Here is an 8,957-nt window from a genome sequence, read left to right on the forward strand (position 1 = left end):
TTATGAAATATAGTTGACAACTAGAATATAGAAAAAGAGGCGTTTCATAACTTATAAATAAGTTATGAAACAGCCCCATTTTATTTTTCCCAAACATAATTATATAATAGAATAAATGAATAAAGGTTATATATATCTGTTTTTATAGGAGGGGTTCTATGGATTTTAATTGTTTAAATTACAGATTTCCATCACAGAGAATGGTGACTATAGGGAATAGAGGAATGGTGGCAACATCGCAATATTTAGCTGCAAATGCAGGATTAGATATTATAAAAAAAGGAGGCAATGCTATAGATGCTGCTATAGCTACAGCGGCTTGTCTTACAGTAGTAGAGCCTATATCTAATGGCATAGGTGGAGATGCTTTTGCCCTAGTATGGCATAAGGGCAAGATTCATGGATTGGATTCTTGTGGATTTGCACCAGAGAAATTATCCCCTAATAGTTTAGAAGATGAAGGAATAAGGGGAATACCTAAATATGGATGGATTCCTGTAACTGTGCCGGGAGTCCCAGCGGCTTGGAATGAATTATTAAAAAGATTTGGAAGACTCCCACTGTGGGAAGTATTACAACCAGCTATAGATTACGCAATGAACGGATTTACAGTATCTCCAACGGTAGCCTATTATTGGGGAAGAGCTTATAATATGTATAAAAAGGATTTGAAAGGTGAAAAATTTAAATACTGGTTTGAAACATTTACTAAGAACGGAAGACCTCCAAAAGCAGGAGAAATATGGACGTTTCCTGATCACGGTAATACTTTAATGGAATTAGCGGATACAGAGGGAGAATCTTTCTACAAAGGTGATATAGCAAGTAAGATAGATGCCTTTTCAAGGGAAACTGGTGGTTATATTAGAAAGAAGGATTTAGAGAGATATGAACCTAAATGGGTGAATCCTATATCAGTAAACTATAGAGGCTATGATATTTGGGAAATACCACCAAGTGGACAAGGCATTGTAGCATTGATGGCATTGAACATATTGAAAGAATTTCAATTTGTAAATAGAGAAGATCCTATTACATATCATAGACAGATTGAAGCAATAAAGCTTGCATTTGCTGATGCAAAAAAATATGTTACAGAAGAAGAAAAAATGAAAGTAAAAGTAAAGGACCTTCTTTCAGATGTATATGCAAAGAAGAGAATGAAACTGATAGAAGATAAAGCCATAGTGCCAGTTGCTGGTAAGCCTGACAAGGGAGGCACTGTATATTTAGCTACTGCGGATAATGAGGGTAATATGGTTTCATATATACAAAGTAATTATATGGGATTTGGTTCTGGGTTAGTCGTTCCTGGAACAGGAATAGCCCTTCACAATAGGGGACATAATTTTTCAATAGATCCAAATCATGTAAACTGTATTGAACCGGGTAAACGACCTTATCATACTATAATACCAAGTTTTATAACCAAAGACAACATGCCAGTGGGTCCATTTGGAGTCATGGGAGGATTTATGCAACCACAAGGGCATGTTCAAGTAGCGATGAATATGATTGATTTTAAACTAAATCCTCAGGAAGCATTGGATGCACATAGATGGCAATGGCAAGAAGATAAGAAGGTATTAATAGAATCAGGTTTTTCTAATTATATAGCCAAAGAATTGGAAACAATGGGACATGAAATTCATTTCTTAATAAGGAGCGGTGATTTTGGTAGAGGACAGATAATAATAAAACAGAATAAATCATTACTAGGTGGAACAGATAAGAGAGCGGATAGTACTGTTGCAGCATGGTAGTAATTTTCAATAGCCAAAGAATTTAAATTCTTTGGCTTATTTTTTGTTGACAAATGGGAAATATAATTATAGTATATAATTAGCATATGCCAATAACAAAAATGGAGGTGTAAATATGAAAGTATCATTATCATCGAGTGGAAAAGATTTGAATGATAATCTGGATTTAAGATTTGGAAGAAGTCCTTATTTTATTATCTATGATTTAGATACTGATGAGTATCAATCAATAGATAATAAAGGTGAAAAATCCAGTGGCGGTGCTGGGGTTGCTGCAGCACAGCAGATAATAGATGAATCTGTAGAAGTTCTTATCACAAGCAATGTAGGACCTAATGCTTATGAACTGTTAAATAGTTCAGATATCAAAATGTATAAGGGAAAGAGTATTCCCTGTAAACTGTTAATACAAGAATATAAAGAGGGAAAACTAAAAGAAATTAAGGAGGCCGGTCCATCGCATAAGGGAGGATTTTAAATGAACATAGTTGTATTAAGTGGGAAGGGGGGCACAGGTAAAACCACAGTTTCTACCAATCTATCATTGCTTTTAAATGCAAATTACATAGATTGTGATGTAGAAGAACCTAATGGCTTTATTTTTCTAAATCCTGAAAAGATCAATGAAAAACAAGTAAAAGTAGAAATACCTAAAATAGATGATGATAAATGTATTCTATGTGGAAATTGTGTCAAGACCTGTAAATTTAATGCTCTGGCAAAAGGGAAGGACAAGATAATACTATTTGAAAAGCTATGTCATAGCTGTGGAGCTTGTGAATTAGTTTGTCCAACTGGAGCAATAGAGTATATGAAGAGAGTCACGGGGGTAGTAGAAGAGGGAATAAAAGGTAGTATGTTATTAAAAAGAGGAATTCTAAATATTGGAGAACCTATGGCCGTACCTATTTTAAAGGAACTGTTATCAGACATCCCTAAAAAAGGAATTAATCTTTTGGATAGTCCTCCTGGAACTTCATGCAATGTGGTAAATACTTTACAATATGCTGATAGAGCCGTTTTAGTTACTGAACCAACAGCTTTTGGACTTCATGATTTAAAGATGGCAGTAGAATTGGTTCAAAGTTTAAATGTACCATTTGGGTTAATAATAAATAAATATGATAAAAATAATGAGTATTTAAAGAAATATATAGAAGAAGAAAAAATAAATGTACTAGGTTATATTCCATTTAGAAGAGATATAGCGGAAAATTATTCAAAAGGTCAAACACTTTTAGATATAGATGAATATAAAGAAGCATTTCAAAATATTAAGAGAAATATAGAGGAGGTGCTTCTATGAGATTGGGTATCATAAGTGGTAAAGGAGGAACAGGAAAGACTACCATAGCTATATCTATTGCAGAATTGGAAAAAGGTTCTGTAAGTATAGATGCTGATGTAGATGCTTCAAATATGTACTTATACTATGATGGAAAAGATATAGATAGTGAATATTTTTCCGGTAACGATGTAGCACAAGTTAACACAGATACCTGTACTAAATGTGGCAGATGTAATGAAGTTTGTAGATTTAATGCTATTTATAAAGGGGAAGTGGATACACTTAAATGTGAAGGATGTGGAGCTTGTCAGATAGTTTGTCCAGAAGCTGTAATCTCTTTAGTAGAACAAAAGACAGCAGATATATATGTAACAGAAACGTCAAGTGGAAAGATTTTTAGAGCTGATATGGAAGTAGGAGGAGATGGTTCGGGATTACTGGTATCTAGATTAAGGAAAAAGGCTGAACAATATCAAACAAAATCTGGATTTACTATATTAGATGTTTCTCCTGGTGTTGGATGTGCGGTTATAGCTTCTATTACTAACAATGATAGAGTTCTTATAGTAACAGAACCTACTAAATCTGGGAAAGAGGATTTTATTAGAGCGTACGAGTTGACAAAACATTTTAATATACCAGCTTTAGCATGTATCAATAAATATGACATAAACGAGGATATGTCATTTGAAATAGAAAGTTTTTGTAAAGAAGAAGGGATACCTTTAGTTGGCAAGATTCCTTTTGATGACATAATAGTAGATTCAATAAATAATTTAAAATCCATAATTTATTATGAGGATAGTAAAGCCAATCAGGCGATAAGACAGATGTGGGATATCATAAAAGAAAACTATATCAATGAAGAGGAGAGATGAATATGAAAATTGCTATTGCAACGGAAGGAAAAAGCGTAAGTCAACACTTTGGCCATTGTGAAGGATATACTATTTATGAAGTAAAAGACAATAAAGTAATAAACAATAAATTTGTGTTAAATCCAGGACATAGACCAGGATTTTTACCAGTATTTTTAAAGGAGAAGGAAGTTAATGTAATAATATCTGGCGGAATGGGTGCTTCTGCTCAGCAACTATTTAATGATAACAAAATTAAAGTAGTAGTAGGTGCAAGTGGTAACTGTGATGATGTGATTCAAAGTTACTTATCTGGTGAATTAAGATCTACTGGGTCTATATGTGAAGAACATGTCTATGAAGGTCATTGTGAATAAAATTTGAGCCAAATTATTGGCTATTTTTTAAAAAAGTTATTGACATATACCCAAAATGATGTATAATATAACTAAATTGAACATATACCCAAAATAATATAGAAAGGAGAATTATTATGCTAAGAAGAAATGGTACAGGACCTATGGGAATGGGATCAATGACTGGATGGGGAAGAGGTTATTGTAGAGTTGGAAGATATCCTAGACAAAGAATGGGTTATGGATATGCCAGAGGATTAAGATACCCTGAACCAAGAGAATATTATTACCCTAGTCCAGAAGAAGAAAAGACATTATTAAAAAATGAAAAAAATAATTTGAAAGCAAGATTAAAAGAAATAGATGAGATATTAAAAAACTTTGATGAAGAATAATAATAGGATGGGATGCACCCCATCCTATTATTATGGTAAAATATATTTGGAAGGAGTGATAATATGCCTAGACCACGAAAAAGACGTAGAGTTTGCAGACTTCCAAACTACAGAGTGTTTGGTCCAATGGATGGTAATTGTAATAATGAGGACATTATTTTGTCAATAGATGAACATGAGGTAATCCGTCTTATAGATTTAGAAGGATTGGAACAAGAACAATGTGCTCAAAGAATGAATGTAGCTCGTTCTACAGTTCAAAGAATGTATTCAGAGGCAAAACAAAAGATTGCAGACTGTATAGTAAATGGTAAAATATTAAAAATAGAAGGTGGAGACTACGAGCTATGCCGAATGGATAGAGATTGTTGTGGTTTATGCAATCAAGGTGGACATAGACATCGTTGGGGGAGAAATGAGTCAAAGAACAAACTATAATCTATTGTGTCCTTTGACTTATCATTCTTTTATATATATTTGTAGGTATTGCTTTTGTTTTTAATAGTATTATTAGATATGTTATTCCACCTATTACTACACTAGAAAAAAAGACTAGTGAATCACTAAAATTAAATTTATCCAAAAAATTTATAGAATAGTATATTGTGATAAGCATTACTATTGTAGCAATTACAGGTTTTAGTATTAGGTCTTTGTAATCCATCACTAATTTTACTTTCTTTATCATAGTAATTTTATCTAATATGAAGATTATAAATCCAGATAATAAGAATCCAATAAAAAACCCATTGATACCAAATTTAGGATGACTGACCAATGAATATATACAGAACACTTGAACGATTAGACCTATTAACCTGTTCTTTGTAGCTGTAATTTGTTTGTTTAAACCATTAAGTATGCCTGAAAATGTGTGTTCTAAAGCCATAAATATGGTACCATAGGCCATAATTTTAATAAATTGGCTGACTTTAATGTCTCCATATATAAGATATCCTAGATGATTAGAATAGAATATATATAATCCTGTTAATGGTATAGCTGCTAGTAAGGTCATCTTAATGGAGAATTTAATATCATGTTTTACTATATTATATCTTTTTAATGCCATATTTTCTGATATATTGGGGACTAAGTTTATTGCAATTGCACCTGTAACTATAAAAGGAAGGGCAATTAAGGGCATTGTCATACCTGAAATTCTACCCAAAGTCGCAACTGCTTCACTATTAGTGAAACCTATTTTCATAAGACTTCTAGGTATAAATATGGAATTTGCAAATCGAAATATTACACTTATAACATCTGATACTGCAATAGGAGCTGATATGGAAAAAATTTGTTTTAGAATTTTTGTTCTAGATTCTCTTTTTGAAGCAATATAGGTTATTCCCTTATTTGACTGTTTAAGCATAGCGGTAAGCCATATTAAATCAAATACTTCTCCTATAGCAATACCACATACAGCAATGGTAGCTCCAGTTACAGGATCAATCGGATAAGCGAAATAAAGCATTCCAAATACAATTAAAAGTTGTGCAACATGTTCTATAACTTGTGAAATGTTAGGAATCATTATTATTCTTAATCCATAATAATATCCTCTAAATACCACGGTCAAAGGGATTAATATAACAGAAGGAATTAAAAAATATATAGCTGTAATCATATTGTTGTTTTTATATATTCCTAAGGCTATATTATTACCAAATAATCCAATAACCGTGCTGAAAATAATTCCAAAAAAGAAGGCTAAAAGAATTGAAACCGTCAAAATTTTTCTTACTATATGGTAGTTATTTCTAGATTTATATTCTGCTACCAATCTTGATATAGCCGTTGGAATTCCTGCAGTGGAAATAACAATAAATATCATAAGTACGGATTTAGCCATTTGAAACAGTCCCAAACCTTCTGCTCCAATAAATTTTGATAACATAACATCATAGATAAAATCAACAGATCTTACGATGAAATTTACTATAATCATTAAAATAGAGCCATAGACAAATCCTCTTGTTTTCAAATTAACACCTCATTTGATATGGACTATAAAGATTTAAAGTATATTAATTTATATGCAATATTGGGTAATTTATTTAAAATTTTTGATGCGGATAAAGCCTATTAATGATAAAATATAGTCACTAACTTTTAGGAGGTGTTTTAAAAAAGGATTATATAGAGAACTTGCTATAAATTAAGCGCCAGAGCTCACAAGAGTTGACGAGGTCATGGTTAATCGAGAATTCGGCGGATGCCATGGGGTGTACTACCATCCTTAAAGCTATACAAAACCTATAAGTGATTATAGAGACAAAAATAGCTAAGTAGTTTAAAATTGTTAAAAAGAGGTGAAATTATGTGTGGTATAGTTGGTTATATTGGTAATAAAGACGCAACTAACATATTAATAGAAGGATTAGAGAAATTAGAATATAGAGGATATGATTCTGCAGGTATAGCTGTAGTAAATAATCATAAAATTAATTTTGCAAAACATAAAGGTAGACTTTCAATATTAAGAGATAGTTTAGAGAAAAATAATCTAGAAGGAAATGTTGGAATAGGGCATACCAGATGGGCTACTCATGGAGAACCTTCAGATTTGAATTCACATCCGCATTTAAATCCTGGAAATGCATTAGCAGTAGTTCATAATGGAATAATTGAGAACTATTTGATATTAAAGGAAGAGTTAATAGAAAAAGGATATGAATTTGTTTCAGATACAGATACAGAAGTTATCCCTTATTTATTAGATTACTATTATAATGGAAACTTGCTGGAAACAGTTCAAACAGTAGTATCAAAATTGGAAGGGTCTTATGCTTTAGGGATAATAGATAAAAATAATCCAGATATACTTATTGCAGTAAGAAAGGATAGCCCATTGATAATCGGTGCTGGAGAAGGTGAAAACTTTATTGCTTCCGATATTCCAGCTATTCTTAGTCGTACTAGAAAGGTTTACTTGCTTGAAAATGATGAAATGGCAGTATTAAAGAAAGATAGCATAGAGATAATGAAAACCGATGGCACTAAAGTAGATAAGGAAATATATAATGTGGACTGGGATGTAGAAGCAGCAGAAAAAGGTGGTTATGATCACTTTATGTTGAAGGAAATGCATGAACAACCCAAGGCTATCAAAGATACTATTTCTCCACGTATAGATAAAAACGGAAAGGTTAATATTAAGGAATTTAGTTTAAATGAAGAATATATGAAGAATATAAATAAAGTATATATGGTGGCATGTGGAACAGCTTATCATGCAGGATTAGTTGGCAAAGCTTTAATAGAAAAGTATGCGAAAATTCCAGTTATTACAGATGTAGCTTCAGAGTTTAGATATGGGAACCCATTTATAGATAAAAATACTTTAATGATAGTGGTAAGTCAATCTGGAGAAACTGCTGATACATTAGCAGCTTTGAGATTAGCTAAGGAAAAGAAAGCTAAGGTATTGGCAATAACCAATGTAGTAGGCAGCACTGTATCAAGAGAAGCAGACTATGTATTCTATACTTGGGCAGGGCCTGAAATAGCAGTAGCTTCAACCAAAGCCTATACAACCCAATTGGTTTCTCTAGCTTTGATTAGCATGGATATAGCAATTAAAAGAGGTACTACTGAAGGTACAATAGCTAAAGGAATAGTTGAAGAAATCAGAGAATTATCAGAAAAGATTAATGTTATGTTAAAGTATATAGATGAAATAAAGAATATGGCGGATAATATATATAAATCTGAGGATATATTCTTCATAGGAAGAGGATTAGATTATTATTTAGCGATGGAAGGATCCTTAAAGCTAAAGGAAATATCCTATATCCATTCAGAAGCAATGGCTGCTGGAGAATTGAAACATGGTACCTTAGCCTTGATAGATAGAGGAACGCCAGTTATAGCCATAGCAACTCAAGATAAGCTATATGACAAGATGTTGAGTAACATTAAGGAGGTAAAGGCAAGAGGAGCTTTTGTAATAGGTGTTGTTAAGGAAAGTAACAAGGAAATAGAGAAAATTGTTGATAAGGTTGTGTATATTCCTGAAGTAAAGGATGAGTTATCCCCAACTTTAGCTGTAGTGCCTCTACAGTTGTTGGCATATTATGTAGCGTTGAAAAGAAACTGTGACATAGATAAACCTAGAAATTTGGCTAAGAGTGTAACAGTAGAATAGAATTAGTAAAACCTAGCAGTGAAGTTGTTGCAGTTGAATAAAGGCGGGTAAAATAAATAGCATGGAAATAAGGGGCTGTTTCAAAATAAAAAGCCCAAAAAAGTAAAACAGGTCTTAGAGCGCTAGCGCTAAGACCTGTTTTTTAGTA

At 32.4% G+C, this 8,957-nt stretch carries 9 protein-coding genes; 8 read left to right on the forward strand and 1 reads right to left on the reverse strand.

Annotation, left to right across the window (positions count from 1 at the left end; all coding sequences use genetic code 11):
- Nucleotides 1-158: 158 nt before the first annotated feature.
- From ggt to K8M07_RS12380, 7 genes are all read left to right on the forward strand, one after another.
- Entirely contained in the window at nucleotides 159-1,763 is a 1,605-nt protein-coding gene (gene ggt, locus K8M07_RS12350) for a gamma-glutamyltransferase (RefSeq protein ID WP_223379387.1), read from the forward strand.
- A gap of 115 nt (nucleotides 1,764-1,878) precedes the next feature.
- Nucleotides 1,879-2,241 (forward strand): NifB/NifX family molybdenum-iron cluster-binding protein, encoded by a 363-nt coding sequence (locus K8M07_RS12355; protein ID WP_223379389.1) that lies wholly within the window; start codon nucleotides 1,879-1,881, stop codon nucleotides 2,239-2,241.
- Complete coding sequence (locus K8M07_RS12360; RefSeq protein WP_223379391.1) at nucleotides 2,242-3,069, forward strand: ATP-binding protein; 828 nt, start codon at nucleotides 2,242-2,244, stop codon at nucleotides 3,067-3,069. It begins immediately after the preceding gene.
- Entirely contained in the window at nucleotides 3,066-3,929 is an 864-nt protein-coding gene (locus K8M07_RS12365; protein WP_223379393.1) for an ATP-binding protein, read from the forward strand. The genes K8M07_RS12360 and K8M07_RS12365 overlap by 4 nt, the downstream gene beginning before the upstream one ends.
- Before the next feature lie 2 nt (nucleotides 3,930-3,931).
- Nucleotides 3,932-4,285, forward strand: a complete 354-nt coding sequence (locus K8M07_RS12370) for a NifB/NifX family molybdenum-iron cluster-binding protein (RefSeq protein ID WP_223379395.1) — start codon at nucleotides 3,932-3,934, stop codon at nucleotides 4,283-4,285.
- 116 nt (nucleotides 4,286-4,401) lie between these two features.
- Nucleotides 4,402-4,659, forward strand: a complete 258-nt coding sequence (locus tag K8M07_RS12375) for a DUF5320 domain-containing protein (RefSeq protein WP_223379397.1) — start codon at nucleotides 4,402-4,404, stop codon at nucleotides 4,657-4,659.
- Nucleotides 4,660-4,722: 63 nt separating this feature from the next.
- Entirely contained in the window at nucleotides 4,723-5,097 is a 375-nt protein-coding gene (locus tag K8M07_RS12380; RefSeq protein WP_223379399.1) for a DUF134 domain-containing protein, read from the forward strand.
- A gap of 1 nt (nucleotide 5,098) precedes the next feature.
- Here K8M07_RS12380 and K8M07_RS12385 read toward each other — a convergent pair whose 3' ends face one another.
- Nucleotides 5,099-6,646, reverse strand: a complete 1,548-nt coding sequence (locus K8M07_RS12385) for a polysaccharide biosynthesis protein (RefSeq protein ID WP_223379401.1) — start codon at nucleotides 6,644-6,646, stop codon at nucleotides 5,099-5,101.
- Nucleotides 6,647-6,982: 336 nt separating this feature from the next.
- Between K8M07_RS12385 and glmS the strand changes: the two genes are divergently transcribed.
- Nucleotides 6,983-8,809, forward strand: coding sequence for a glutamine--fructose-6-phosphate transaminase (isomerizing) (gene glmS, locus K8M07_RS12390; protein WP_223379403.1), 1,827 nt, complete (start codon nucleotides 6,983-6,985; stop codon nucleotides 8,807-8,809).
- Nucleotides 8,810-8,957: the final 148 nt, after the last annotated feature.

Source organism: Schnuerera sp. xch1 (genome assembly GCF_019931165.1).
Lineage (GTDB): Bacteria > Bacillota > Clostridia > Tissierellales > Tepidimicrobiaceae > JAIOUP01.

Excerpts from the sequence above, each read along its gene's own strand:
- K8M07_RS12355 (WP_223379389.1), top strand. The coding sequence starts at position 1,879 with ATGAAAGTATCATTATCATCGAGTGGAAAAGATTTGAATGATAATCTG.
- K8M07_RS12380 (WP_223379399.1), top strand. The coding sequence starts at position 4,723 with ATGCCTAGACCACGAAAAAGACGTAGAGTTTGCAGACTTCCAAACTAC.
- K8M07_RS12375 (WP_223379397.1), top strand. The coding sequence starts at position 4,402 with ATGCTAAGAAGAAATGGTACAGGACCTATGGGAATGGGATCAATGACT.
- K8M07_RS12365 (WP_223379393.1), top strand. The coding sequence starts at position 3,066 with ATGAGATTGGGTATCATAAGTGGTAAAGGAGGAACAGGAAAGACTACC.
- K8M07_RS12370 (WP_223379395.1), top strand. The coding sequence starts at position 3,932 with ATGAAAATTGCTATTGCAACGGAAGGAAAAAGCGTAAGTCAACACTTT.
- ggt (WP_223379387.1), top strand. The coding sequence starts at position 159 with ATGGATTTTAATTGTTTAAATTACAGATTTCCATCACAGAGAATGGTG.
- glmS (WP_223379403.1), top strand. The coding sequence starts at position 6,983 with ATGTGTGGTATAGTTGGTTATATTGGTAATAAAGACGCAACTAACATA.
- K8M07_RS12360 (WP_223379391.1), top strand. The coding sequence starts at position 2,242 with ATGAACATAGTTGTATTAAGTGGGAAGGGGGGCACAGGTAAAACCACA.